The sequence below is a fragment of the Streptacidiphilus anmyonensis genome (assembly GCF_000787855.1).
In the GTDB taxonomy this organism is placed as follows: domain Bacteria; phylum Actinomycetota; class Actinomycetes; order Streptomycetales; family Streptomycetaceae; genus Streptacidiphilus; species Streptacidiphilus anmyonensis.
In genome coordinates this window covers 40962-64277 of record NZ_BBPQ01000044.1, presented here as the reverse complement: position 1 = coordinate 64277, position 23316 = coordinate 40962, and the positions used below count along the sequence as shown (strand labels likewise).

The following is a 23316-nucleotide window of genomic DNA, read 5'->3' as shown; positions in this document are numbered from 1 at the left end:
GAGACCCCGAACCGGGAGCCCAGGTCCTCGATCAGGCGCTCCGCGATGGCGACCTTCGTCTGCGCCGTGCGGGCCTGGCCCTCCTCGTCGATCGTCAGCGCGATCAGCCCGGCGCCGTGCTCGGCCGCGAGCGCCGCGATCCGGCCGTAACGCGAGTCGTCCGCGTCGCCGTCCTCGAAGTTGACCGAGTTCAGCACCGCCCTGCCGCCCAGCAGCTCCAGGCCCGCGCGCAGCACCTGCGGCTCGGTCGAGTCCAGCACGATCGGCAGCGTCGAGGTCGTGGCCAGGCGTCCGGCCAGCTCGCGCATGTCCGCCACGCCGTCACGGCCGACGTAGTCCACGCACAGGTCCAGCAGGTGCGCGCCCTCGCGGATCTGCTCGCGCGCGATGTCCACGCACGCCTGCCAGTCGCCCGCGATCATCGAATCGCGGAACTTCTTCGACCCGTTCGCGTTCGTCCGCTCACCGATCGCCAGATACGCGAGGTCCTGGCGGAACGGGACGGCCTGGTAGAGCGAGGAGGCGGCCGCCTCCGGCTGCGGCGTGCGCGGCGTCAGGGGCAGCCCCCGGACCCGGTCCACCACGGCCCGCAGGTGCTCCGGCGTGGTGCCGCAGCAGCCGCCGACCAGGGAGAGGCCGTAGTCGCGCACGAAGGCCTCGTGCGCGTCGGCGAGCTGCTGCGGCGTCAGGTCGAAGTGCGCCCCGTCCTTGGTGAGCACCGGCAGGCCCGCGTTCGGCATGCAGGACAGGCCCACCTTGGCGTGCCGGGCCAGATAGCGCAGGTGCTCGCTCATCTCGGCCGGACCGGTCGCGCAGTTCATGCCGATCAGGTCGATGCCGAGCGGCTCCAGCGCGGTCAGCGCCGCACCGATCTCGGAGCCCAGCAGCATCGTGCCGGTCGTCTCCATGGTCACCTGCGCGATCACCGGCAGGTCCGCGCCCGCCTCCCGCAGGGCGTCCTTGGCCCCGAGGACGGCGGACTTGGTCTGGAGCAGGTCCTGCGTCGTCTCGACCAACAGCGCGTCCGCGCCGCCCGCGATCAGCCCGGCCGCGCAGGCGCGGAAGCCCTCGCGCAGCTCGGCGAACGGCCGGTGGCCGAGCGAGGGCAGCTTGGTCCCCGGCCCCATCGAGCCGAGCACCCAGCGCTCGCGGCCGTCCCGCGCGGCGAACCCGTCCGCGACCTCGCGGGCCAACCGCGCGCCGGCCTCGGCCAGCTCCTCGATCCGCTCCTCGATCTCGTACTCGCCCAGCGCCGCGGCGTTGCAGCCGAAGGTGTTCGTCTCGACGCAGTCCACGCCCACCGCGAAGTACGCCTCGTGGACGGCGCGCACGATGTCGGGGCGGGAGACGTTCAGGACCTCGTTGCAGCCCTCGTACCCCTGGAAGTCCTCCAGCGTCGGGTCCTGGGCCTGGAGCATCGTGCCCATGGCCCCGTCCGCGACCACGACCCGGGTGGCCAGCGCCTCGCGCAGCGACGTCCCTGTGCTCATCGGACCCCCGCGAGCAGCGGCGCCATGTCCCTGGCCACCGAACCCCCGTGGGCCGTGTCGATCTTCGCCTGGAGCAGCTCGGCGCTGAGCCCGTACTCCTGGCCGCCGGCCGACTCCAGCACGGCCGAGGCCAGCGCGCAGCCCAGCTGCGCCGAGCGCTCCGGCGTCCAGCGGCGCACCACGCCGGCGAGGTAGCCGGAGCGGAAGGCGTCGCCCGCGCCGGTCGGGTCGACGACGTTCTCGGTCGGCACGGCCGGGACGTGGACGGGCGCGGCGCTCTCCTGGCTGATCCGGGCCCCGTCCGCGGCGAGCGTGGTGACCCAGGTGCCGACCCGGGCCAGCACCTCCGGCTCGGACCAGCCCGTCTTGGACAGCAGCAGCTCGGCCTCGTACTCGTTGGTGAACAGGTAGCGCGCCCCGTCCACCAGACGTCGCACCGACTCGCCGTCCATCAGCGCGAGCTGCTGCGAGGGGTCGGCCGCGAACGCGAGACCGAGGCTGCGGCACTCGTCGGTGTGGCGCAGCATCGCCTCGGGGTCGTTCGGGGAGATCACGACCAGGTCGATGCCGCCGACGCGGCGCCCGATCGGCGCCAGCTCGATCTCCCGGGCCTCGCTCATCGCGCCCGGGTAGAACGTGGCGATCTGGTTCTGCGCCCGGTCCGTCGTGCAGACGAACCGGGCCGTGTGCAGCGTGCGGCTGATCCGGACGGAGTCGGTGTCGACGCCGTGCACGTTCAGCCAGTCGGCGTAGTCGGCGAAGTCCTCCCCCGCCGCGCCGACCAGGACCGGGCGCAGACCGAGCCGCCCGAGCCCGAAGGCGATGTTCGCGGCCGCGCCGCCACGGCGGATCTCGAGCCGGTCGGCGAGGAACGACAGGGAGACGTTCTCAAGGCTCTCGGGTATCAGCTGCTCGCTGAAGCTGCCCTGGAAGACCATGAGGTGGTCGGTCGCGATGGAACCGGTGACGAGAATCCGCACGGTGGATCAACCCTTCTGGACGACAGCTGCGGCGCGCAGCTTCTCGGCGCGGTCGGTGTTCTCCCAGGTGAAGTCCGCCAGCTCACGGCCGAAGTGGCCGTAGGCGGAGGTCTGGGAGTAGATCGGGCGGAGCAGGTCCAGGTCGCGGATGATGGCGGCCGGGCGCAGGTCGAAGACCTTGGTGACGGCGGCCTGGATCGCCAGGACCGGGACGGTCTCGGTGCCGAAGGTCTCCACGAACAGGCCGACCGGCTCGGCCTTGCCGATGGCGTAGGCGACCTGGACCTCGGCGCGCTTGGCCAGACCGGCCGCGACGATGTTCTTGGCGACCCAGCGCATCGCGTACGCGGCGGAGCGGTCGACCTTGGACGGGTCCTTGCCGGAGAAGGCGCCGCCGCCGTGGCGGGCCATGCCGCCGTAGGTGTCGATGATGATCTTGCGGCCGGTCAGGCCGGCGTCGCCCATCGGCCCGCCGATCTCGAAGCGACCGGTCGGGTTGACCAGCAGCCGGTAGCCGTCGGCGTCCAGCTCGATGCCGCGCTCGGCCAGCGCGTTGAGCTCCGGCTCGACGACGAACTCCCGGATGTCGGGCGCGAGGAGGGAGTCCAGGTCGATGTCGGGCGCGTGCTGCGAGGAGACCACGACGGTGTCCAGGCGGACGGCCTTGTCGCCGTCGTACTCGATGGTGACCTGCGTCTTGCCGTCCGGGCGCAGGTACGGGACGGTGCCGTTCTTGCGGACCTCCGTGAGCCGGCGCGAGAGGCGGTGGGCCAGGTAGATCGGCAGCGGCATCAGCTCGGGCGTGTCGTCGCACGCGTAGCCGAACATCAGGCCCTGGTCGCCGGCGCCCTGCTTGTCCAGCTCGTCGACGTCGCCCTCGACCCGCGCCTCGTAGGCGCTGTCGACGCCCTGCGCGATGTCCGGGGACTGCGAGCCGATGGACACCGAGACGCCGCAGGAGGCGCCGTCGAAGCCCTTGGCGGAGGAGTCGTAGCCGATGTCGAGCACGGCCTCGCGCACGATCGCCGGGATGTCGGCGTAGGCGGTGGTGGTCACCTCGCCCGCGACGTGGACCTGACCGGTGGTGATCAGCGTCTCCACGGCCACGCGCGAGGACGGGTCCTGACGGAGGATCGCGTCCAGGATCGCGTCGCTGATCCGGTCGGCGATCTTGTCCGGGTGACCTTCGGTCACGGACTCCGAGGTGAACAGTCGTCGGGACACGGGTCCTCCAAGTCTTGGGTGACTGTTGAACCATCGTGCGAGAACCATCGGCAGGACGGCTCAAGACCGGGTCAAAGCCGCGGAAGCGATCAGGGGCGCGAGGAACTGCGCGAGCAACCACCCGATGCGGATGGCCCTGTTACAGGGGGACCATCCGCAGGCCGGTGGCTTGTCGCGCAGTTCCCCGCGCCCCTAGGCGGTGCAACGGGAGGTGAGTGCAGAAGCTCAGTGCTTGGTGTGCTCGATGACCACCGCCGCGTCCTTGTCGCCGTCGCCCGCCGCCACCACGGAGGCGAACGCCGCGCGGACGGACTCCAGGACCGGGAGGTCCACGCCGTTGTCGCGGGCCGCGGCCACCGCCAGGCGGAGGTCCTTCTCCATCAGCACCGAACGGAAGAAGGCCGGCTGGTAGCGCCCGGCGCGCATCAGCTCCGCGCGGAACCGCATCACCACCGAGCTGAACCCGCTCGCCGCGACGGCCTGCAGCAGCTGATCGCGGTCCAGCCCGGCCGTGACGCCGTAGCCGACCGCCTCCGCCAGGGAGGCGACCTGCGCGCCCAGCAGCAGGTTGAAGATGAGCTTGACCGTCGTCGCCGTCCCGAACGGGCCCGTCGGGACCACCTCGGAGCCGATGGCGTCCAGGATCGGCCGAACCTCGGCGACGTCGGCCTCCGGGCCGCTGACGTAGACCCGCAGCTGGCCCTCCCGGGCCTGGAGCGGGTTGCCGACGACGCAGGCCTCGACGCGGCGCAGGCCCGCCTCGGCGAGGCGGCCCGCGGCCTCGACCGCGTAGCCGGGCGAGACGGTGGAGGTGTCGACGACGACGCTGCCCGGCGCGAGCGCCGGGACGATCCGCCCGAACAGCACCTCCTCGACCGCGTGCTCGTCGGCGAGGCTGATCAGGACCGTGCCGACGCCCGCCACCGCCGCCTCCGGCGAGTCGGCGACGACCGCGCCACCCGCGGCCAACGGCGCCGCCTTCTCGGGCGTGCGGTTGTGCACCGTCAGCTCGAAGCCCTGGGCGAGCAGCCGGGCGGCCATGCCGCCGCCCATGTTGCCCAGCCCCACGAACGCCAGCCTGCCGCTCACGAGGCCACCTCCAGCCGGTGCACGAGCCGGGTGACGGTCATCTCGCCCGCGACCCGGAACCGGTTCAGCGCCGCGCGGTTCTCCTGGTGCGGGGCGCTGAGCTCGAAGGTCCGGAACGAGGTCTCGTCCGCCCAGTCGGTGACGACGAAGTAGACGTGCGCATCGGTGGTGCTGCGGACCAGCTGCTGGCCGAGGTTGGCCGGCTGCTCGGCGATCCGGTGGCCGATCTCGAGCCAGGTCCGCTCGAACTCGGCCTCCGTCCCCGGACGGACCTCCATCCGCAGCAGCACCCGCACGATCCCGGTGGTGCTGTCGACCGCGGTCATCACGCGGCCTTGCGGGCGACCACGATCGTGTCGTAGTCGTGCAGCTCGGAGACCTCGACGGAGGCTGCCCCGGCCGCCTCCGCGTAGGCGACGACCTCCGTGGCGGGGTACTCCGAGCCGCCGTCGGTGACCAGCAGCATGTCCAGGCTGATCACCAGGTTCTCGACGTGCTTCTCCTCGTCGTCGAGCATCCGGTCGTACATCACCAGCGCGCCGCCGGGGTTGACCGACTTGAACGCCTTGTGGACCAGCGCCTCGCGCTGCTCCGGGTTCCAGTCGTGCAGCACGTGGCCGAGGATGACCACGTCCGCGGTGACGGGCAGCGGGTCGGTGAAGAAGCTGCCGCCGTGGAACTCGACCTTGCCGGTCAGGCCGAGGTCGTCCAGCAGCTCCGCGTTGAGCGGGGCCATCTGCGGCAGGTCGAAGACGTGACCGGCCAGGTGCGGCTGCGCCCGGACGATCTGGGCGCACAGGTTGCCGCGGCAGCCGCCCACGTCCAGCACGGAGTTGTGGCCGGACCAGTCGAACGCCTCGATCACGTGCGGGCCCAGCACGTTGGTGAACGCGTCCATGCTGCCCACGAACTGGCGCAGGATCGCCGGGTTCTTCACGACCTCGTCGAAGTGGCTGCCGGACTGCGCCTCGCCGGTGCGCAGCGCCTCCTGGAGCCGGCCCCAGGCCGGGTACAGGTTGCGGCTGGAGCGCAGCAGGAAGCCGCCGACGAACTGCTCGCTGTCGCGCACCAGGAACTCGTCGGCGCCGGACGCGTTGGCGTAGCGGCCGTCGGTGCGGGTGAGCAGCTTCAGGGCGGTCAGCAGGTCGAGGAAGTCGCGCAGGCCGCGACCGTGCAGGCCGAGCTGGGTGCGGATCTCCTCCTCGGTGGAACCCCCCGTGCTGTGCAGCAGCGAGAACAGGTCCAACTCGACAGCGGTCAGCAACGCCTTGGCGTCGCAGAAGGCGTTGCCGAGGCGGAGGATGCCCGCGGCGGTGCCGACGTCCAGGGGAGTGCTCGTCATCGGAAGGCTCCTTCTGCAATGAGGCTGGTCGCGGGGACGTTCCCAGCCCCGGATGGAAGGCGCGTCGAATACCGCTGGAGCCCCTCGAGAGGCACGCGAACCGAGAGGTTCGTAAGGCATTCTCGAGCCGCCGTCTGTACTCCTGCTCAGCGACAGCACGTCGACGAGGGGAACGGCATGGTAGACGTTCGAGTCCCGGTTCTTGTCATCGGTGCCGGCCCGGTGGGGCTGGCGACTTCACTCTTCCTGGGACGCCACGGCGTGCCCACGATGGTGCTGGAAAAGCGGGACGGCACCTCCCTGCTGCCCCGGGCCCCCGGCCTGCAGGCCCGCACCATGGAACTGTTCCGCGCGGCGGGTCTGGGCAAGGACATCCGCGCGCTGGAGAAGGGCGACACGCACGCCTACTTCGAGGGCGGCATCATCCAGGTCGAGACCTTCGCGGGCATCGACGACGCGGTGCTCCTCGAGCGCCCGTCGCTCGACGGGCCGCAGGTCAGCCCCGAGCGGGTGATGGGCTGCGGCCAGGACCGCTACGAGAAGGTGCTGGCCGAGAAGGCCCGCGAGAACGGTGCGGACGTGCGCTTCCGCACCAAGCTGCTGGACTTCGTCCAGGACGAGGACGGCGTCACGGCGACGGCCGAGGTCCTGGACACCGGCGAGAAGCTCACCATCCGGGCCGACTACCTGGTCGGCGCGGACGGCGCGGGCAGCCAGGTGCGCCGCACGCTGGGCGTCGAGCGTGAGGGGCGGGGCACCGTCTTCCACGCGCTCAGCATCTACTTCCAGGCGCCCGAACTCGAGGTCCTGCTCAAGGGCCGGAAGTTCATCCTGTGCTACGCCTCCGCGGGTGGCACCCTGATGGGCCTGTCCCGGCTGCACGGGATCAACCCGTGGCTGGCCGCGCCCATCTACCACCCGGACCAGGGCGAGAAGCCGGAGGACTTCACCGACGAGCGCTGCGTCGGCATCGTCCAGCGCGCCGCTGGCAAGGACATCGACGTGGAGATCGTCGCGAAGATCCCGTGGGAGGGCGCGCAGCTGGTCGCGGAGCGGTTCCGCACCGGCCGGGTGTTCCTCGCGGGCGACGCCGCCCACGTCCACCCGCCGGCGGGCGGCTTCGGCGCCAACACCGGCATCCACGACGCCCACAACCTGGCGTGGAAGCTGGCGGGCGTGATCAGCGGATGGGCGGGTGACCAGCTGCTGGACACCTACCACGCCGAGCGTCACCGCGTCGGTTCGGCGATGGCCTCGCAGGCGCTGGTGCGCAACCGGATCCGGCACGGCTACGCGACGGACGAGGACAAGAAGGCGATGGTGGACGACATCATCATCACCCTCGGCTACCGCTACCGCTCCACCGGCATCGCGGCCCCGATGGACACGCCGACGCTGACCCAGGAGCTGGCCCTGACCGGCGAGCCGGGCACCCGTGCCCCGCACTACTGGCTGGACCGGGACGGCGAGCGGATCTCCACCGTCGACCTGTTCTGGGACCACTACGTGCTGCTCGCTCCGGCCGGCGAGGCCGGTCAGGCGTGGGCGGACGCGGCGGTCAAGGCGGCGGCCGAGCTGGGCGTCCCGCTCAAGACGTACCTGGTCGGCACCGACCTGGTCCCGGCCGAGCAGGACCGCAGCTGGACCGACGTCTGGGGCATCCCGGAGGGCGGCGCGGCGCTGGTGCGTCCGGACGCCTTCATCGCCTGGCGCGGCGCCACCGACGAGGGCGAGCCGAAGGACGTGCTGGGCAAGGTCCTGGCCGCCGCGGCGGGCTTGGAGCCCGTGACGACGCAGGGCTGAGGGCAAGGAGCACAGCTGATATGACCGACCATCAGGCGGCGATGCTCTTCCTGGGCATCGCGGTGATCCTGGTGCTGGCTCGGTTGCTGGGCGCCGGGGCGCGGGCCATTGGCCAGCCCCCGGTGCTCGGCGAGATCCTGGCCGGCGTCCTGCTCGGCCCCACGCTCTTCGGCGGCGCGGTGACCCGGGCGCTCTTCCCCATGGACGTGCGCCCGTTCCTCACCTCGCTGGCCGATCTGGGGCTCGTCCTCTTCATGTTCGTCATCGGCTACGACCTTGACGCGGCGCTGGTGCGCGGCCGCGCCAAGGTGGCGGCCGGGGTGTCCCTGGGCTCCATGCTGCTGCCCTTCGGCCTCGGCGCGGTGCTGGCCTTCCAGTTGGCCCACCGGCACCAGATCGGCCACTCGCACACCGGCTTCGTGCTGTTCATCGGCGCGGCCATGTCCGTGACGGCGTTCCCCGTGCTGGCGCGGATCCTGGCCGACCGGCGGATGCAGCACACCGAACTGGGCGGGCTGGCGCTGGCGGCGGCCGGGGTCGGCGACCTGCTGGCCTGGGGCATGCTCGCGGTGGTGACCACGGTCGCCGGGGGCGGTCTCCAGTGGCGGGTCATGCTGGCGCCGGTCTATCTGGCGCTGATGGCCTGGGTCGTCCGGCCGTTGTTCCAGCGGCTGTTCACCGCCCGTGAGAACCAGGCGGGTCTCACGCCCGCGCTGCTGGCCGCCGTGGCCACCGGACTGATGCTCTCGTGCGCCGCGGTGGAGTGGATGCACGTGGACTTCATCTTCGGCGCCTTCGTCTTCGGCCTGGCGATGCCGCGGGTCGGCCCTGCCGGGCTCCGCGAGGGGCTGCGCGACAGCCTCGGCACGGTGGGGACAGTCTTCCTGCTGCCGGTGTTCTTCGTGATCGCCGGGCTGAAGGTGGACCTGTCCAAGCTGAACGGGGACGACCTGGGCGAGCTCGGACTGATCCTGCTCGTCGCGGTGGGCGGCAAGTTCGTCGGGGCCTTCTCCGGGGCCCGGCTGCTGGGTCTGGGCGGCCGCGACTCGGCGGTGATGGCCACGCTGATGAACACCCGCGGCCTGACCGAGCTGGTGATCCTCACCGTCGGGCTCCAACTCGGTGTGCTGGACACCGGGCTGTACTCCCTCATGGTGGTCATGGCGCTGGTCACGACATTCATGACGGGCCCGCTGATCCGGTTGCTGCGCGGCAGCGAGCCGCAGCCGGAGCTGGTCTTCGGCGCTGCGGCACCGGTCGTCGAGCCCGTCGGCTGACCGGACCCGCGAGGAGGGCCGGGGCCCAGAGCCCCGGCCCTCCTTCGTGCATGCGATCAGAGCGCGGCCTCGGCCAGCAGGTCGAGGTGCTTGGGGTCGCCGGTGCAGGGGAAGAAGAGCAGTTCGTCGCAGCCGGCCGCGCCGTAGTCGTCGACGGTGGCGCGCACCGCCTCCGGGGTGGTGAGCACACCGGCGGCGGCGCGCTCCGCCTTCGGGCCGATGAAGGCGTAGTAGCGGCGCAGGTAGTTCTCGGCCGTCTGCTGCCCGTCGGGGCCGAGGGAGACGTAGGCGAGCGACAGGGTGCGCGGCCTGTCGGGGCGGCCCGCCTCCGCGAAGACGGTGCGGGCCTGCTCGGCGAGCGCGGCGAAGCCGGCGACGGAGGAGCCGCCCGCGATCCAGCCCTCGGCGTGCCGGGCGGCACGGCGCATCGCCGCCGGCGAGTGGCCGCCGACGATCAGCCGGGGCCCGCCCGGGGTGACCGGCCTCGGGCCGATGGGCGAGGAGTCCGCCCAGTGGCCGCGCAGCTCCTCGATGATGGCGTCCAGGCGGCGGCCCCGGTCCCCGTAGCTGGCGCCGGTGGCGGCGTAGTCGTCCTCCCGACCGCCCGCCGCCAGGCCCAGGCGCAGCCGCCCGCCGGAGAGGGCGTCCAGGGTGGCCGCCTGCTTCGCCAGCACGGCGGTGTCGCGGCGGTAGGGGGCGATGAGGATCGTGGTGGCCAGGCGGATCCGTGAGGTGGCGGCCGCGGCGGCCGCGAGCGCGATCAGCGACTCGTCGTTGTCGTAGACGAGCCGGTCCAGGGTGGACAGGGTGCTGAACCCGAGCGACTCGGCGTGCGCGGCCCAGGCCGGCAGGCGCGTGATGTCACGGTCGGGAACGGTGGTGGGCAGACCGACGCCGATGTCCATGGCAGCTCCGTAGCTGGGGGGTTGGCGGGAAGCAGGGGAACGGGAGGCGGCCCCGGGCTCCCGGGAGGGGAGACCGGGGCCGCCGGAACGGGCACGGGCCCAGGGGCGTCAGACGCCGCCGTCGACGTTGAGGGTCTGGCCCGTGATGTAGCGGGAGTCGTCGCCGGCGAGGAAGAGCACCGCCCCGGCCACGTCCTCCGGGGTGCAGATGCGGCCGAGCGCCGTCATCCCGACGATGCGCTCCACCGCCTCCGGCGGCAGGCCCGCGCCGGGCTCCGTCTCGGTCAGGCCCGGCGCCACGGTGTTGACGCGGATGCGGCGCTCGCCGGCCTCCTTGCACAGGGCCCGGGTGAAGCCGACCAGCGCCGCCTTCGACGCGGTGTAGTGGACTCCGCGCGCCCGGCCGCGCAGCCCGGCCGAGGAGCCGATGATGACGACCGAGCCGCCGTCGACGGTCTTGGGCAGCAGCGCCTGGGTGACCAGGAAGACCGAGGTGACGTTGGCGTCCATGACGCGGTGCCACTCGTCCTCGCGCAGGTCCCCGAACCAGAACTGGCTGTCCACACCGACGTTGTTGACGACGGCGTCCAGCTCGCCGAAGACCTCGCCGACGCGCTCGGCCAGCGCGGCGACCTGGCCTGAGTCGGTCACGTCCGCCTGGAGCAGGACGTGTCCGGGGCCGATCTCGTCGAGCTCCTTGGCGAGCGAGGTCGCCTCCTCCCCGCCGCCGCGGGAGACCACCGCGACCTTGGCGCCCGCGCGGGCGAAGGCCAGGGCCGTGGCCCGGCCGATGCCGCGGGTGCCGCCGGTCACCAGGACGCGCTTGCCGTTGACGCTCATGCCCCGGCCTCCTTCTGCGCGGCGCCGTTCTCGCCGGCACGCTTGAGACCCAGCTGCGGGAAGAACGACAGGTACAGGCCGGCCACGGCCTGCTCCTCGTTCAGCGGGGCCTGCTTCTGCTCGTGCACCCGGTTGAGGTTGTTCAGCGGGATCGGGTCGCCGCTCTCCGCGCCGTTGAGGTGGCCGTGCACCGCCGCATAGACGTCCTGCGCGTCGTTGAGGTCCTCGATGCCGGTGATGATGCGGTCGAACGCGGCCTGCAGGTCCAGCTCGTCGCGCTGCTCGCTGCTCAGCTTCTGCGCGTTGTAGAAGTGGTAGTCCTTGCCGCGGTAGCTCTCGTAGAAGACCGAGACCAGGACCAGCAGCCGCTCGTAGGCGTGCCGGTAGACCTTCTGGTAGAAGGCCCAGGCCTCCTCCTCGGTCGCCTCGCCGCGCAGCGTCGAGCCGATCGAGGCGGCGGCCAGCATGCCGCTGTAGGTGGCCAGGTGGACGCCGGTGGACAGCAGCGGGTCCAGGAAGCAGGCCGCGTCGCCGGAGAGCAGGTAGCCGGGGCCGCAGAAGGACTCGGCGGCGTAGGAGTAGTCCGCCTCGACCTTGAAGTCGGCCGTCTGCTCGGCGCCGTCGAGGATGTCCTTGACGATCGGCTGGTCGGCCACGGCCGCCGAGTAGACCTGCTCGACGCCGCCCAGCTCGGCCTTGCGGGCCAGGAAGTGGTCGCGGCCGGTGACCAGGCCGACGCTGGTGACGCCCTGGCCCATCGGGATGATCCAGAACCAGCCGTTGGGCATCGAGGCGACGCCGATCGCGCCCTCGGGGCCCTTGGGCAGCGGCTTGGCGTTCTTCCAGTAGGTCCAGGCGGCCATGTTCTTGAAGATGTCGTGGAACTTGCGGCTGTTGAACTGACGGGCCGCCAGCACGCCGTTGCGGCCGGAGGCGTCGACCACGTAGTCGAAGGTGATCCGGCCCTTCTTCGCCTCGTCCGTGGCGTCCTGCCAGCGGGCCGCGACCGGGCGTCCGCCCGCGAACTCGATCTCGCTGACGCCGGTCTCCTCGAGCACCTCGACGCCCAGCTCACGGGCGTGGTCGAGGAGGATCTTGTCGAACTCGGCGCGGCGCACCTGCCAGGCGTTGGTGGCGTCGCCCATGTCGCTGAAGCGGACCTCCCACTCCTCCTCTCCCCAGAAGAAGAAGGCGCCGCCCTTGGGCTGGAAGCCGTGGGCCTCGATCTTCTCCCAGACGCCGAGCAGCTCGAAGATGGGACGGCAGGAGGGCAGGATCGACTCGCCGATGTGGTAGCGCGGGAATCGGTCCCGTTCCAGCAGGGTGACCTCGAAACCCTGCTTGGCCAGCAGCCCCGCGGCGGTGGAGCCGGCCGGGCCGCCCCCCACGACGAGGATCTGGGTGTGTTCGCGCATGGATCTCTCCATCCTTTCAGGGAGTGGTCTGCGGGACGGGACCCTGGGCGTCCCACGCCGAGGCGACCTCGTAGATGCCGAACGGGACCGCGAGCCGGTCGTCGCGGTAGGCGCGCAGCGGCGCGGTGTCCTGGCGGTGCTCCGCGCCGCGCTCCCACGCCTCGAACGCGGCCCGGTCGGCCCAGCGGCTGGCGACGACCAGGCTGGTCGGGTCGGTGGAGGAGCGCAGCAGCTCGTTGCCGAGCAGCCCGGGGACGCCCGCCATGCGGGCGGAGACCAGCTGGTAGGCCGCCTCGACGGCGGCCAGTTCGGCGGCGTCCCTGGCCCGCTGGTGGACCATCACCCGGACCTCACCCGACACGGGTCGCCGCTCCCTCGATGTGGTGGACCACCCGCATCGTGGCGAAGGTGGCGTCGGCCCGGTAGGCGTGCAGGCGCTCGCGGTGCTCGACGTGGGCGCCGCTGTCCTCGAAGTCCTTGAACCCGGCCTCGTCGACCCAGTCGCTGACGATGAAGTAGGTGTCCGGGTCGGTGCTGCTGCGGCCCAGCCACTGGCCCAGGTTGGCCCGGTGGCCGGTGACGGCGTCCGTCCCGGAGAGCCACTCCTGCTCGAACGCGGCGGCCTGGCCCTCCTTGATCTTCATGGAGAGCAGGACGCGGAAGGTCTCGGCGCTCTGGGCCGCCATCAGGAGATGCCCCCGTCGACCGAGACGGTGGAGCCGGTGACGTAGCGGGAGAGGTCGCTCGCCAGCCACAGGATCGCGCCGGCGACCTCCTCGGGCAGGCCCAGGCGGCCCAGCGCGGTCTTCGCCGAGTAGCGCTCGACCATCAGCGCGCGCTGCTCCTCGGGCATCTTGTAGAGGTTCTCCGTCTCGACGACGCCGAGCGCGACCACGTTGAACCGGATGCCCTTGCTGCCGAACTCCTTGGCCAGCGACCGGTTCAGGCCGGCCAGCGCCGCCTTGGTGGCGGTGTAGTGGGAGCGCAGCGGGATGCCCGCGTCGACCGCCTTGGAGCCGATGCTGACCACCGAGGACCCGGCGTCCAGCAGCGGCAGCGCGTTCTGGATGACCAGGTGCGCGCCGGTGACGTTGACCGCGAAGACCCGCTGGAACTCCTCGAGGGGCAGCTCGGCGTAGGGGATGTGGCTGATCGCGCCGGCGTTGTTGACGACCAGGTCGAGCCGGCCGAACTTGGCCCGCGCGTGCTCGACCAGCGCGGCCACCTGGGCCGGGTCGGAGACGTCGGCCTGGACCACCAGGTGGTCGCCGCCGATCTCCTTCAGGTCCCGCTCCAGCGCGGTGACGGCCTCACCGGGCTGCTGGTAGCAGGTGACGACGTCCACTCCGGCCCGGGCGAGCGCCAGCACGATGCCGCGCCCGACGCCCCGGGTCCCGCCGGTGACCAGTGCCTTCTTACCGGTGAGGCCGAGATCCATGACTCCTCGTTCCTTGGGTGATCGGTTCCGAGCGGTGGCTTTACAGCAGGGCTGACAGGGCGGCGCAGTTGACGAGCAGGGCGGCGATGGCGACCAGGCTGCGGCGCCGGTTCCAGACGCCCCAGGCGGCCTTCTTGGCGGGCAGGTCCGCGGGCGGGGCGTCCGGGTCGACGGACTGGATCCACCGGTTGGTGGGCACGTTCTTGCTCACCGAGATGGCGACCGTGGTCACCGCCAGCGCCGCCGCGACCAGGAAGAGCGCACGGGCGGCGGGGTGGCTGCCCACCGAGGAGAGCGACGCCAGCGTGACGTCCCCGGCCAGGGTCCCGAGCAGGCAGATCGGCATGGCCGGGTCGTAGCGGGTGGCGAGGAACGCGTACGCCTCGACGTAGCGGTCCGCGGGCAGTGCGGCCAGCAGCGGCCAGCCGCCGAGCAGGGTGCCGAGCATTACGCCGGCGGCGAGGCCGTTGAGCAGCAGCACCACGGGTGCGAGCAGGGCGAGCACATCGGCTCCCTTCTGGCGTCGGTCGGTGGGATCGCCTCAGCGCGCGGCGACGGCCGCCGCCTCGACCTTCTCCTTGATGAGCTTCATCTGGACGGCCGTGTTGCGGTTCAGGTGCGCGGTCATCCCGGCGTCGTCGACCGGAGCGGCGGGCTTCATGTGGAAGTCCTGGATCCAGCGCATGACCACGCCGGAGCCGTCCTCCGCCTCGCGGTACTCCCACCGGATGTCCATGAACTCGAACGGGCCGGTCTCCACGCGGTGCGCGGTGACGGTGCGGGTCTCCGGGTCGGGCGTGCGCTCGGAGACCCAGCTCCAGACGGTGCCGTCCTCGTCGGGGTGCATCGTCAGCCGGAACCGGACGGTGGCGCCGTTCCGCTCGATGACGTCGACGGAGGCGTACTCGCTGAACAGCTGCGGCCAGGAGGCGAGATCGTTGGTGCGCTCCCAGACGAGCTCCATCGGCGCCTCGATGGTGATCTCGTTGTCGGTGTGTCCGGCCATGGACGGGGCTCCTTCCGAACCTGTGCGAACGTCGTGGGATCAGTGCGGGACGGCGCCGAGGACCAGGGCCGCGTTGAAGCCGCCGTAGCCGCGGGCCACGATCAGGGCGGTGCGCAGGGCGGCCGGACGGGGCCCGTCCAGCACCAGGTCGAGCCCGAACTCGGGCCGCGCCGACGGCACGCCCGGGGTGTGCGGGATGACCTGGTGGTGCAGCGCCAGCGCGGCGGTGGCGACGTCCAGCGGGGCGCCGCCGCCGTAGAGGCGGCCCGTCAGCGTCTTCGGCGCGGTGACCGGGACGCCGTACGCGCCGAACAGCGCGCGCAGCGCCGCCGCCTCCTCCGCGTCGGCCTGCGGCACGCCGGAGGCGTCGGCGAAGACCACGTCGACCTCCTGCGGGCGCAGCCCCGCGTCCGCGAGGGCCCGCTCGATCGTGCGGGTGAGCACCGGCGGGCGGTCACCGCCCGGCGCCGGGTCGAAGCCGGCCGCGTAGCCGAGCACCCGGGCGTAGGCGCGGCCGCCGCCGCGCTCGGCGAGGGCGTCGGGGCGCTCCGTGATCAGGATCGCGCCGCCCTCCCCCGGCAGGAAGCCGGAGGCGTCCGCGGAGAAGGGCAGGTAGGCCCGGAGCGGGTCGTCCACCGTGGACAGTCCCTCGGAGCTGAGCTGCGCGGTCACCCCGTAGGGACAGAGCGAGGAGTCGGTGCCGCCGGTCACGACCAGACGAGCGTCGCGGCGCAGCAGCCTTCTGCTCTGCCCTACCGCGTCCAGGCCGCCGGCCTGCTCGCAGCAGATCACGCCGCAGGGGCCGCGCATGCCGTGCCGGATGGAGACCTGGCCGGTGGTGGCCGCGTAGAACCAGGCGATCGACTGGTAGGCGCCCACCCAGGACGGGTCGTGCTGGTACAGGTTCTCCATCTCGTGCTGGCCGAACTCGGTGCCGCCCGAGGAGGACGAGGTGACCACGGCCATCTCGAACTCCGGCAGTTGCTTGGGATCGACGGCCGCGTCCTCCAGCGCGTCGGCGGTCGCCGCGAGCGCCAGGTGGGTCCACCGGTCGGTCTGGGTGACCAGCCGGCTGGGCACCTGCGCCGCGGTGTCGAAGCCGGGCACCTCGCCCGCGTAGCGGACCGGGTAGGTCGCCGGGTCGAAGCGGCTGATCGGGCCGATGCCGGACTTGCCCGCGAGGACCGCGGCCCAGTGATCGGCGGTGCCCAGCCCGGTCGGCGCGACCACGCCGATACCGGTGATCAGCGGGGCGTCGTCTGCTGATGCGGACACGCTCAGCTCCTCTCGTAGGCGACGACGCCCGGTCGGGCGAGCAGCATCGCGCTCTGGAATCCGCCGAATCCGCTGCCGACGCTCAGCACCACGTCCATGCGGTGCTCGCGCGCGGTCTTGGGGACGTAGTCCAGATCGCACTCGGCGTCGGCGACCTCCAGGTTGGCCGTGGGCGGCACCACCTGGTGTTCCAGGGCCAGCGCGCTGGCGGCGACCTCGATCGAGCCGATCGCGCCGAGCGAGTGGCCGACCATCGACTTGATGGAGCTGACCGGCGTCCGGTAGGCGTGGTCGCCCAGGCTGCGCTTGAAGGCCGCCGTCTCGTGACGGTCGTTCTGCTTGGTGCCGGAGCCGTGCGCGTTGATGTAGCCGACGGCGGTCGGGTCCAGCTTCGCCTGGGCCAGCGCCCGGGTGATGGCCTCGGCCATCTCCCGGCCGTCGGCCTTCAGGCCCGTCATGTGGAAGGCGTTGCTGCGGCCGGCGAAGCCGACCAGCTCGGCGTAGATGTGCGCGCCGCGCGCCTCGGCCGCGCTCTTCTCCTCCAGCACCAGCACCGCCGAGCCCTCGGCCAGCACGAAGCCGGAGCGGTCCCGGTCGAAGGGCCGCGACGCCGACTCGGGACGGTGGTTGTCCGGGGTGGTGGCCTTGATCGCGTCGAAACAGGCGGAGGTGATCGGGGAGAGCGGCGCGTCGGTCGCGCCCGCGAGCACGACGTCGGCCGAACCCTCCTCGATCAGCTGCATGGCGTGGCCGATGGAGTCGAGCCCGGAGGTGCAGCCGGTCGAGATCAGCGCGACCGGCCCCTCCGCGCCCGCGTCCCTGGCCACCTCGACGGCCAGGGTGCTCGGCACCATGTAGCCGTACAGGTGCGGCACGCCCTTGGTGTGGTCGACGAGCCAGTTGCGGCCGCCGTCGCTCAGGGTGACGTACTCCTGCTCCAGGCCCATGGTGCAGCCCACGGCGCTGCCGATGCTGACCGCGATCCGCTCGGGTTCGACGGCGTCCAGCTCGATGCCGCTGTCCTCGACGGCCTCACGCGCGCCGACGACGGCGAACTGCGCGGCCCGGTCCATGCGCAGGATCTGGGCGTCCGTCAGCCCCCGGGCCGCCGGGTCGAAGTCGACCTCGGCGGCCACCTGGGAACGGAACGGGGTGGGGTCGAAGAGGGAGATCCGCCGGGTCGCGGTGCGCCCGGCGGACAGCAGGTCCCAGAAGGCCTCCCGGTCGGGTCCGCCGGGAGCGACCACCCCTATGCCGGTGATGACGGCACGACGGGTCATGGGGCATCGCCCACCTGCGGCTGCGGCGCGCCCGCGTCGACGACGTCCTCGGTGTCCACGTGGCCCAGCTCGGGGCGGGGCGCCAGCGGCGACAGGTGGAAGACGGCGGTGGCCCGCACCTTGCCGACGTTGACCAGCCGGTGGTCGACGCCGATCGGGATCAGCACCGAGTCCTCCGGGCCGAGTTCGAGCGGCTTGCCGTCCAGGGTCAGCTCCAGCTGGCCCTGGACGACGTGCAGGAACTCCTCGGAGTACGGGTGGTAGTGGCGGGTGATGTACTCGCCGGCCTCCAGGTGCAGCACACCGCCGAAGCCGGAGCCGCAGCCGACGGTGACGGGGCTCAGGGTGACCCGGATGTCACCGCCGCGCTTGCGGTTGGGCGTGGCGTCGGAGACGTTGACGCGAAGGATGCTCGGGTCGTTGACGGGCGTGGTCACTGGATCCTCCCCTGCTCGCTGGTCCACACGTAGAACGGGGACGCCATGGCGTCCTTCGGCTCCTGCCAGTTCGGGTCGTACGGCGAGATCCACTCGGTCAGACCGGTGTTGATCCGCTCGTACAGCGGGTGGCTGCGGGCCTTGTAGAGGTTCGGGGAGATGTCCTGGTCCGCCTCGACGAGGTGGAAGTACAGGTTGTGGAAGTTGAAGAGCGTGCGGCGGGACACGCCGATCAGGTGCGGCAGATCCGTCCCGTCCGACTCCTCGAACAGCTTCGCGACAGGCTCAGCGTTCCTCGGGTCCATCCGTGCCACGATCAGTGTCCGGTGCACCGCCGCCTCCTCTGCGGGTCGATGACTTGCTTCACAGCAGCGGTCCGAACACTCCTCCGCCTCCCTCGAGTGGCGCTCGACATGGGCTGCACGGTCGGCGGACCAGCCGCCCTCGAGTCCGGCGCGAAAGCGCGGGCCAGCATGGAGGGGCCGGGCGGGCCGCGCGGCCGTCGGCCTTCCCCCCGCCGACGGCCCGGCCCGCCCGCGACCATGAGGAGAGGAGAGGGCATGCCCTTCGCGGCGATCCAGTACGACATCAAGTCCGGCTTCGAGAAGGAGCTGGCGGAGATCTTCGGCAGCTTCAAGCGGGTCGGCTCGTCGTCCGTGCAGGGCCGGCCGGGAGCGGGAGCGGGCGCGGCGCCGGACGCCGACGCGCCGGCGCCGACGACGCGGATCCTGTCCACGGCCGTCTTCCTGCGCGACGCGACGATGGTCCGGCTCATCGAGTACGAGGGCGACCTCCAGGAGGTCGCCTGGCACATGGCCACCCAGCCGGGCGTGCAGGAGGTCGAGGCCAAGCTGAAGCCCTACCTCAGCAAGCCGCGCGACACCGGCACGCCGGAGGGCTTCGTGGCGACCTTCAACCGCAGCCTGCTGCCCTGCCTGACGCAGATCTCGATACGCGGCTGACGTCCCGGACCGTCCCCGGACGCGTCGAGGCCGGACCCCCTGCGGGTCCGGCCTCCTTGTGCGCCGCTCAGCTGGAGACGTTCACTCCGGCCGAGCCGTCGTTGACGTCCGCGAGCTTCAGGTGGAACCGGCCGAGCTTCAGGTCGAAGCCCTTCTGGAGCGTGTAGCTGAAGCCGTGCGAACTGATGACGATCGAGGCCGCGTCGACCCGCTTGACCACGAAGTCGGCTCCGTCGAGCGAGAGTTGCGAGCCCTCGTGCAGGTCGAGGCGGCACTGCCCCTTGTCGCACGAGCCCTTGGCGTCGGCGCAGGCCGCGAGCCCCGGCAGGGCCAGGCCCAGCACCAGCGCCGTGGTGAGCAGGCGTCGTCGTAATCGGATGGATGGTGGTCGCATGGGTGGTCGTCTCCTTGGCCGGCCGCCCGCGGGCGGGAAAGGGCGGGACTCCGAGGAGCCCCGCCCGGGGACTGTCAGTGCAGAGCTGTCGCGCCGCTGCCCACCACGAGGGCGGCCAGCGCCAGGCCGGTGCGCAGCATGTGCCACCGCCGCCAGAGGGGACGCGGGTCCTCCCAGTCCGACGGTAGCGCCCCGTCCGTGGCGACCGCCTTGACTCTGCGGTTGATGGGGACGTTGCACAGGTGCGAGACCGTCGAGACGCCCAACAGCAGCACCGAGGTCACGATGTACAGCTCACGCGCCGTGCCGGTCCGCAGCACCGCGAGCGCCACGTTGAGGCCGGTGCTGGTGAGCACGATCAGCGGCATCACCGGATCCCAGTTGCGACCCAGCAGCCGGTGCGCCTCCACGTAGGTGCGCGGCTCCATCGCGAACAGCGCGGGCAGCACGCTGAGCGCGACGGCGAACAGCACGCCCGCGGTGACTCCGGTGCCCAGGGCCGCGAGCACGCTGAGGGTCTCGACCACGGCCCTCCCTCCTCTCTCGGCCGTGCCGGTCAGCGGCCCGGGTGGGTGTCCACCGTGAGCTGGGCGATGGAGCGCATCGTCGCGTCCTTGAAGTACGCGGCGAAGTCCGCGTCGCTGCGGGTGTCGCGCTCCTCGGCGAGGTACGGGAGAAGCTCCTCCTCCAGCTTGTGGACGCCCTTCTGCGCGGCCATGTGACGCCCGACCGCGGCGAACTCCCCCTCGTAGTGGATGACCCGGACCAGGACGTCGTCCTTGATGAAGACGCCGGTGCCGAGCAGGCGCCCGGCGGGCGCCTCGCCGGCCTGGAACGAGGGGAGATCGGGCGTGTCCACCCGCTGGAACCCGGCGAAGATCGCGGCGATCTCGTCCTCGAAGCCGGGCTTGACCCGGTAGGTGATGGCTGCGTACGGCATGAACGTTCGACCTTTCGAATCAGGCGGCGCGCGACGGAGCGGCGTTGATGATCTTCAGCAGCAGGCGCGGCGTCTCCGCCTGCGCCACCGCGTCGTCCTCGATCTGGATGCCGAGCTGGCGCCCGATCACACCGGTGACCTGGAGCACCGCGAGGGAGTCGTAACCGAGCTCGAAGAACGTGACGTCGAGGACGGAGTCGTCGGCCGTGGACAGGTCGTAGGTGTCGGAGTCGCCGGCGCACTCGCGCAGCGCAGCGGTCAGCTCCTGCACGGTATAGGTGGCCATCGCGTGCGGTCCTTTCGGTGAGGTGAGTGGTGCCCTTGCGGCGCCGAGGGGCTGACCAGGTCTCAGCCCGACCGGCCCACCGCCAGCGAACCGGGCCCGATTCCCGCTCCCGCTCCCGCGTACTCCAGCTCGGGGTCGTCGGAGAGCATCGCCCGTTGCAGGCCCTGCAGGGTCGGGGACGGGTCCAGGCCCAGCTCGCGGCCGAGGGTGATCCGGAGCCGCTGGTAGGTCTCCAGGGCGCTGCCACGACGTCCGGCCCGGTACAGGGCCAGCATCAACTGCGCCTGGAGCCGCTCATGGGTGGTGTGGCGGGCGGCCAGACCGGCCAGCTCGCCGAGGATCTCGTGGTGCATGCCGAGGGCCAGGTCGGCCTCGATCCGCTGGCTCAGGATGCTCAGCCGGCACTCCTCCAGCCGGATCACGTCGGCCTCCAGCAGCGGGCCGACCTGCACGTCGACCAGGACCGGGCCGCGCCACAGGGCCAGCGCCTGGCGGAAGCGGGAGGCGGCGGTCTGGTGGTCGCCGACCGACAGGGCGCGGTGGCCGATGGCGGCGAGCCGCTCGGCCTCGACGGCGTCGACCAGGCCGCCCTGGGTGTCGAGCATGTAGCCGTTGGCGGAGGTGACCAGGATGTCCTTGGGGCCGCAGCCCAGGTTCCCGCCGGGGCCCACCGCGAGCGCGGCGCCGATGAGGTTGCGCACCTGGAGGATGTAGGTCTGGAGCGTGGTCTGCACGCTCCGGGGCGGGTTGGCGCCCCACAGCTCCTCGATCAGCCGGGAGACCGCCACCACCTGGTCGGGGTACATCGCCAGCAGCGCCAGCACCTTGCGCGGCTTGATCGCTGTCGGTACGACGGAGGCCCCCGCCAGCGTGACCTGGCAGGGCCCGAGCACACCAATGTCCATCGTCGAGCTCCTTCTTGAGTCAGCCCAGGGGGGCGGCGGTCGCGGAGGTCAGGCAGTCCGCCGGGATCTGTCCGAGCCGTTCCGCGAGCAGCGCCACGACCGGTTCGTCACGGACGAAGAAGTGGTCGCCGGGAAGGCTCCGCAGCGTGAAGCCCCCGACCGTGTAGGCGCTCCACTCGGCGACCTGGGCCACCGGCGCGACATGGTCGGCCTGACCGGCCAGGGCGAGCACGGGAACGTCCAACGTCCGGCCCGCGGCCGCCCGAAGACCCCGGGCCAGCAGCAGGTCGTCCCTGAGGATGTCGAGCATGGTCTGCGACCAGACCGGCCCCAGGGAGCTCTGCGGCATCTCGCCGCCGGTGCGCTCGAGCAGGCCGTGCAGCGCGCGGTCGTCGAGCTCGGCGCCGTCGAGCAGCGGCATGCCGAGGTGGGGCGGGGAGCAGGCGCCGACGGCGAGCAGCTCCGGCGGGCGCAGCCCTCGGCTGCGCAGCCGGTCCGCGACGGAGTAGGCGACCAGCGCGCCCAGGCTGTGCCCGTAGAGCGCGTACGGCTCGTCGCAGTACGCGCGCAGGGCCGCCTCGAGTTCGTCGAGCAGACGCGTCGCCGAGGTGATCCGCGGTTCGCGCAGCCGGCTCTCGCGCCCGGGAAGCCGCACGGGCACCACACGTACCGGCGCCTCCACGGGGAGAGCGCTGAGGAAACGATTCTGCCAGCGGGCGAAGGAGAGCGCGCCCGCCCCCGCATGGTGGAAGCAGAACAGACGCATCGGCCCCGAAGGCCCCGGGTCCACCGCGAACCAGCCGCCCATGACCGCACCCCCTCGTCACGTCGCGCACACCCTGAGCAACCTCAGGTGTGAACGATCGTCCTCAGAGAAGCTGCAGGAACGCTTGACATGCTCTTGAGCCCGCGCACGGCGGCGGAGCCGACGGCGCGGGCCGGGGCGGAGCGATGGTGGTGTGCGGGCGCCTCAGCCGCGGCTCCCTGCCCTCGGGGCCATGGCCCGGCCCGGCCCGTCGAGGGTCTGCCGACGCTCCGTGCCGACCGGCTGCGACCTGGGACTCTGCGGACGCAACGGACTGACCGGGTCGAGCATCGGATCCGAGGACAGCACCGCCCGCTGCAGCCGCTGCACCGGCGCGGAGGGCTCCAGGCCCAACTCGTCGATCAGCGAGGCGCGCAGCCGCCGGAAGACCTCCAAGGCCCGCGCGGACATCCCGCAGCGGTAGAGCGCCAGCATGAACTGGGCGTGCAGGTTCTCGTGCAGCGGGTACTGGGCGGTCAGCCCGGCCAGTTCCCCGAGGATCTCGTGGTGCCGCCCCAGCTGCAGGTCCGCGTCGAGGCGTCGCTCCAAAGCCGCGACCCGGCTCTCGTCCAGCCGGGTCGCCTCGATCTCCAGCCTGCTGCCGCGCGGAAGATCGATCAGCGCCGGACCTCGCCAGAGGCCCAGCGCCTGACCGAGCTGGCGCGACGCGGCCTCCGGGTCTCCCGCCTCGAAGGCCGCGTAGCCTCTGACGGTCAACTCGTCGAACCGGCAGGCGTCGACGTCGCCCATCGGAGTCTCCAGCAGATATCCCGCACTGCGGGTGATCAGCACCTCCTTGGCGTCGCGCCCCGTGCCGACCATCGCGGCCGAGAGCGAACGACGCAGTTGAAAGATGTAGGTCTGCAAGGTGGTCGCCGCACTGCGCGGCGGACGCGGACCCCACAGCTCGTCCATCATCGCGACCACAGGCACCATCTGACGCGCGTTCAGCGCCAGCAGGGCGAGCAGTTGACGCGGCTTGCCGGCCGTGGGAACGATCGAGACTTCCGCTTCGACCGCCTCAAGCGGGCCCAGTACCTTGATCTCCATGCCCTCACCGTCCCCTCCACGGTAGGCGCCGCGGCCTTCTCCTTTCGAGGTCGCTGCGGAGAGAGCCAAGCACCAGAGTGCCAAAGGCCGGACGGTCGGGAACAGTGAGATCTTCACGACTTGCGAAGGACTTCCTCAATCACCCTCAAACGCGATCAATCGCCCCACGGCCG

28 protein-coding genes are annotated in these 23316 nt (G+C 71.9%); 3 read left to right on the top strand and 25 right to left on the bottom strand.

Annotation, left to right across the window (positions count from 1 at the left end):
• The 6 genes from TR50_RS29245 to TR50_RS29220 all read right to left on the bottom strand — a co-directional run.
• On the bottom strand, nt 1-1490 hold a 1490-nt coding region (locus tag TR50_RS29245; RefSeq protein WP_042428724.1), incomplete at its 3' end, for a homocysteine S-methyltransferase family protein.
• A complete protein-coding gene (locus tag TR50_RS29240; protein ID WP_042428721.1) occupies nt 1487-2470 on the bottom strand; it encodes a carbohydrate kinase family protein in 984 nt (327 codons plus the stop codon). The genes TR50_RS29240 and TR50_RS29245, both read right to left, overlap by 4 nt.
• A gap of 6 nt (nt 2471-2476) precedes the next feature.
• Nucleotides 2477-3694 carry a methionine adenosyltransferase gene (gene metK, locus TR50_RS29235; RefSeq protein WP_042428716.1) on the bottom strand — a complete coding sequence of 406 codons (1218 nt, stop codon included), beginning with the start codon at nt 3692-3694 and terminating at the stop codon, nt 2477-2479.
• A gap of 225 nt (nt 3695-3919) precedes the next feature.
• The gene (locus TR50_RS29230; protein ID WP_084701157.1) at nt 3920-4783 is read right to left on the bottom strand and encodes an NAD(P)-dependent oxidoreductase; all 864 of its coding nucleotides are present in this window, start codon (nt 4781-4783) and stop codon (nt 3920-3922) included.
• Nucleotides 4780-5109 carry an antibiotic biosynthesis monooxygenase family protein gene (locus TR50_RS29225; RefSeq protein ID WP_042428713.1) on the bottom strand — a complete coding sequence of 110 codons (330 nt, stop codon included), beginning with the start codon at nt 5107-5109 and terminating at the stop codon, nt 4780-4782. Before TR50_RS29225 ends, TR50_RS29230 begins: the two co-directional genes overlap by 4 nt.
• Nucleotides 5109-6125, bottom strand: a complete 1017-nt coding sequence (locus tag TR50_RS29220) for a methyltransferase (RefSeq protein ID WP_042428709.1) — start codon at nt 6123-6125, stop codon at nt 5109-5111. Before TR50_RS29220 ends, TR50_RS29225 begins: the two co-directional genes overlap by 1 nt.
• Before the next feature lie 177 nt (nt 6126-6302).
• Here TR50_RS29220 and TR50_RS29215 point away from each other — a divergent pair, with 177 nt between their 5' ends.
• Together TR50_RS29215 and TR50_RS29210 are read left to right on the top strand one after the other, a co-directional pair.
• Nucleotides 6303-7928: an FAD-dependent monooxygenase gene (locus TR50_RS29215; RefSeq protein WP_042428706.1), complete on the top strand. Its 1626-nt coding sequence runs from the start codon at nt 6303-6305 to the stop codon at nt 7926-7928.
• A gap of 20 nt (nt 7929-7948) precedes the next feature.
• Nucleotides 7949-9205, top strand: coding sequence for a cation:proton antiporter domain-containing protein (locus TR50_RS29210; RefSeq protein ID WP_042428704.1), 1257 nt, complete (start codon nt 7949-7951; stop codon nt 9203-9205).
• A gap of 56 nt (nt 9206-9261) precedes the next feature.
• Here the strand turns inward: TR50_RS29210 and TR50_RS29205 are convergent, their stop codons facing one another.
• The 12 genes from TR50_RS29205 to TR50_RS29150 form a co-directional block, all read right to left on the bottom strand.
• Nucleotides 9262-10110, bottom strand: coding sequence for an LLM class flavin-dependent oxidoreductase (locus TR50_RS29205; protein WP_042428701.1), 849 nt, complete (start codon nt 10108-10110; stop codon nt 9262-9264).
• 108 nt (nt 10111-10218) lie between these two features.
• Nucleotides 10219-10950, bottom strand: coding sequence for an SDR family NAD(P)-dependent oxidoreductase (locus TR50_RS29200; RefSeq protein ID WP_042428698.1), 732 nt, complete (start codon nt 10948-10950; stop codon nt 10219-10221).
• On the bottom strand, nt 10947-12365 hold the full coding sequence (locus TR50_RS29195; protein ID WP_042428695.1) for an NAD(P)/FAD-dependent oxidoreductase: 1419 nt from the start codon (nt 12363-12365) through the stop codon (nt 10947-10949). The genes TR50_RS29200 and TR50_RS29195 overlap by 4 nt, the downstream gene beginning before the upstream one ends.
• Nucleotides 12366-12381: 16 nt before the next feature.
• On the bottom strand, nt 12382-12726 hold the full coding sequence (locus TR50_RS29190) for an antibiotic biosynthesis monooxygenase family protein (RefSeq protein WP_042428691.1): 345 nt from the start codon (nt 12724-12726) through the stop codon (nt 12382-12384).
• Complete coding sequence (locus TR50_RS29185) at nt 12716-13051, bottom strand: antibiotic biosynthesis monooxygenase family protein (RefSeq protein WP_042428688.1); 336 nt, start codon at nt 13049-13051, stop codon at nt 12716-12718. Before TR50_RS29185 ends, TR50_RS29190 begins: the two co-directional genes overlap by 11 nt.
• Nucleotides 13051-13803 carry an SDR family NAD(P)-dependent oxidoreductase gene (locus tag TR50_RS29180; protein WP_042428685.1) on the bottom strand — a complete coding sequence of 251 codons (753 nt, stop codon included), beginning with the start codon at nt 13801-13803 and terminating at the stop codon, nt 13051-13053. The genes TR50_RS29185 and TR50_RS29180 overlap by 1 nt, the downstream gene beginning before the upstream one ends.
• 40 nt (nt 13804-13843) lie before the next feature.
• Nucleotides 13844-14308 (bottom strand): anthrone oxygenase family protein, encoded by a 465-nt coding sequence (locus TR50_RS29175; RefSeq protein WP_042428682.1) that lies wholly within the window; start codon nt 14306-14308, stop codon nt 13844-13846.
• 36 nt (nt 14309-14344) lie between these two features.
• Nucleotides 14345-14809, bottom strand: a complete 465-nt coding sequence (locus TR50_RS29170) for an SRPBCC family protein (protein ID WP_042428678.1) — start codon at nt 14807-14809, stop codon at nt 14345-14347.
• A 39-nt stretch (nt 14810-14848) separates the two neighbouring features.
• Nucleotides 14849-16084 carry a ketosynthase chain-length factor gene (locus tag TR50_RS29165; RefSeq protein WP_201776891.1) on the bottom strand — a complete coding sequence of 412 codons (1236 nt, stop codon included), beginning with the start codon at nt 16082-16084 and terminating at the stop codon, nt 14849-14851.
• Nucleotides 16085-16086: 2 nt separating this feature from the next.
• On the bottom strand, nt 16087-17364 hold the full coding sequence (locus TR50_RS29160) for a beta-ketoacyl-[acyl-carrier-protein] synthase family protein (protein ID WP_042428675.1): 1278 nt from the start codon (nt 17362-17364) through the stop codon (nt 16087-16089).
• Nucleotides 17361-17801: a cupin domain-containing protein gene (locus tag TR50_RS29155; protein WP_042428672.1), complete on the bottom strand. Its 441-nt coding sequence runs from the start codon at nt 17799-17801 to the stop codon at nt 17361-17363. Before TR50_RS29155 ends, TR50_RS29160 begins: the two co-directional genes overlap by 4 nt.
• Nucleotides 17798-18133: a TcmI family type II polyketide cyclase gene (locus TR50_RS29150; RefSeq protein WP_042428669.1), complete on the bottom strand. Its 336-nt coding sequence runs from the start codon at nt 18131-18133 to the stop codon at nt 17798-17800. Before TR50_RS29150 ends, TR50_RS29155 begins: the two co-directional genes overlap by 4 nt.
• 228 nt (nt 18134-18361) lie before the next feature.
• Here TR50_RS29150 and TR50_RS29145 point away from each other — a divergent pair, with 228 nt between their 5' ends.
• Nucleotides 18362-18763 (top strand): SchA/CurD-like domain-containing protein, encoded by a 402-nt coding sequence (locus TR50_RS29145; RefSeq protein WP_042428667.1) that lies wholly within the window; start codon nt 18362-18364, stop codon nt 18761-18763.
• Nucleotides 18764-18830: 67 nt separating this feature from the next.
• Here TR50_RS29145 and TR50_RS29140 read toward each other — a convergent pair whose 3' ends face one another.
• The 7 genes from TR50_RS29140 to TR50_RS29110 form a co-directional block, all read right to left on the bottom strand.
• Complete coding sequence (locus tag TR50_RS29140; RefSeq protein WP_152648701.1) at nt 18831-19157, bottom strand: hypothetical protein; 327 nt, start codon at nt 19155-19157, stop codon at nt 18831-18833.
• Nucleotides 19158-19231: 74 nt separating this feature from the next.
• The gene (locus TR50_RS29135; RefSeq protein WP_042428664.1) at nt 19232-19684 is read right to left on the bottom strand and encodes an anthrone oxygenase family protein; all 453 of its coding nucleotides are present in this window, start codon (nt 19682-19684) and stop codon (nt 19232-19234) included.
• A 29-nt stretch (nt 19685-19713) separates the two neighbouring features.
• On the bottom strand, nt 19714-20097 hold the full coding sequence (locus TR50_RS29130) for a SchA/CurD-like domain-containing protein (protein WP_042428662.1): 384 nt from the start codon (nt 20095-20097) through the stop codon (nt 19714-19716).
• 19 nt (nt 20098-20116) lie between these two features.
• The gene (locus tag TR50_RS29125; RefSeq protein ID WP_042388935.1) at nt 20117-20383 is read right to left on the bottom strand and encodes an acyl carrier protein; all 267 of its coding nucleotides are present in this window, start codon (nt 20381-20383) and stop codon (nt 20117-20119) included.
• A gap of 62 nt (nt 20384-20445) precedes the next feature.
• On the bottom strand, nt 20446-21288 hold the full coding sequence (locus TR50_RS29120; RefSeq protein WP_042428660.1) for an AfsR/SARP family transcriptional regulator: 843 nt from the start codon (nt 21286-21288) through the stop codon (nt 20446-20448).
• Between the two features lie 19 nt (nt 21289-21307).
• A complete protein-coding gene (locus TR50_RS29115) occupies nt 21308-22096 on the bottom strand; it encodes a thioesterase II family protein (protein WP_042428657.1) in 789 nt (262 codons plus the stop codon).
• A 162-nt stretch (nt 22097-22258) separates the two neighbouring features.
• Complete coding sequence (locus TR50_RS29110) at nt 22259-23143, bottom strand: AfsR/SARP family transcriptional regulator (RefSeq protein WP_063775165.1); 885 nt, start codon at nt 23141-23143, stop codon at nt 22259-22261.
• Between the last annotated feature and the right edge of the window lie 173 nt (nt 23144-23316).

Excerpts from the sequence above, each read along its gene's own strand:
- TR50_RS29210 (WP_042428704.1), top strand. The coding sequence starts at position 7,949 with ATGACCGACCATCAGGCGGCGATGCTCTTCCTGGGCATCGCGGTGATC.
- TR50_RS29140 (WP_152648701.1), bottom strand. The coding sequence starts at position 19,157 with ATGCGACCACCATCCATCCGATTACGACGACGCCTGCTCACCACGGCG.
- TR50_RS29120 (WP_042428660.1), bottom strand. The coding sequence starts at position 21,288 with ATGGACATTGGTGTGCTCGGGCCCTGCCAGGTCACGCTGGCGGGGGCC.
- TR50_RS29125 (WP_042388935.1), bottom strand. The coding sequence starts at position 20,383 with ATGGCCACCTATACCGTGCAGGAGCTGACCGCTGCGCTGCGCGAGTGC.
- TR50_RS29225 (WP_042428713.1), bottom strand. The coding sequence starts at position 5,109 with ATGACCGCGGTCGACAGCACCACCGGGATCGTGCGGGTGCTGCTGCGG.
- TR50_RS29160 (WP_042428675.1), bottom strand. The coding sequence starts at position 17,364 with ATGACCCGTCGTGCCGTCATCACCGGCATAGGGGTGGTCGCTCCCGGC.
- TR50_RS29215 (WP_042428706.1), top strand. The coding sequence starts at position 6,303 with ATGGTAGACGTTCGAGTCCCGGTTCTTGTCATCGGTGCCGGCCCGGTG.
- TR50_RS29185 (WP_042428688.1), bottom strand. The coding sequence starts at position 13,051 with ATGGCGGCCCAGAGCGCCGAGACCTTCCGCGTCCTGCTCTCCATGAAG.
- TR50_RS29110 (WP_063775165.1), bottom strand. The coding sequence starts at position 23,143 with ATGGAGATCAAGGTACTGGGCCCGCTTGAGGCGGTCGAAGCGGAAGTC.
- TR50_RS29115 (WP_042428657.1), bottom strand. The coding sequence starts at position 22,096 with ATGGGCGGCTGGTTCGCGGTGGACCCGGGGCCTTCGGGGCCGATGCGT.
- TR50_RS29180 (WP_042428685.1), bottom strand. The coding sequence starts at position 13,803 with ATGGATCTCGGCCTCACCGGTAAGAAGGCACTGGTCACCGGCGGGACC.
- TR50_RS29195 (WP_042428695.1), bottom strand. The coding sequence starts at position 12,365 with ATGCGCGAACACACCCAGATCCTCGTCGTGGGGGGCGGCCCGGCCGGC.
- TR50_RS29200 (WP_042428698.1), bottom strand. The coding sequence starts at position 10,950 with ATGAGCGTCAACGGCAAGCGCGTCCTGGTGACCGGCGGCACCCGCGGC.
- TR50_RS29145 (WP_042428667.1), top strand. The coding sequence starts at position 18,362 with ATGCCCTTCGCGGCGATCCAGTACGACATCAAGTCCGGCTTCGAGAAG.
- TR50_RS29130 (WP_042428662.1), bottom strand. The coding sequence starts at position 20,097 with ATGCCGTACGCAGCCATCACCTACCGGGTCAAGCCCGGCTTCGAGGAC.
- TR50_RS29205 (WP_042428701.1), bottom strand. The coding sequence starts at position 10,110 with ATGGACATCGGCGTCGGTCTGCCCACCACCGTTCCCGACCGTGACATC.
- TR50_RS29170 (WP_042428678.1), bottom strand. The coding sequence starts at position 14,809 with ATGGCCGGACACACCGACAACGAGATCACCATCGAGGCGCCGATGGAG.
- TR50_RS29220 (WP_042428709.1), bottom strand. The coding sequence starts at position 6,125 with ATGACGAGCACTCCCCTGGACGTCGGCACCGCCGCGGGCATCCTCCGC.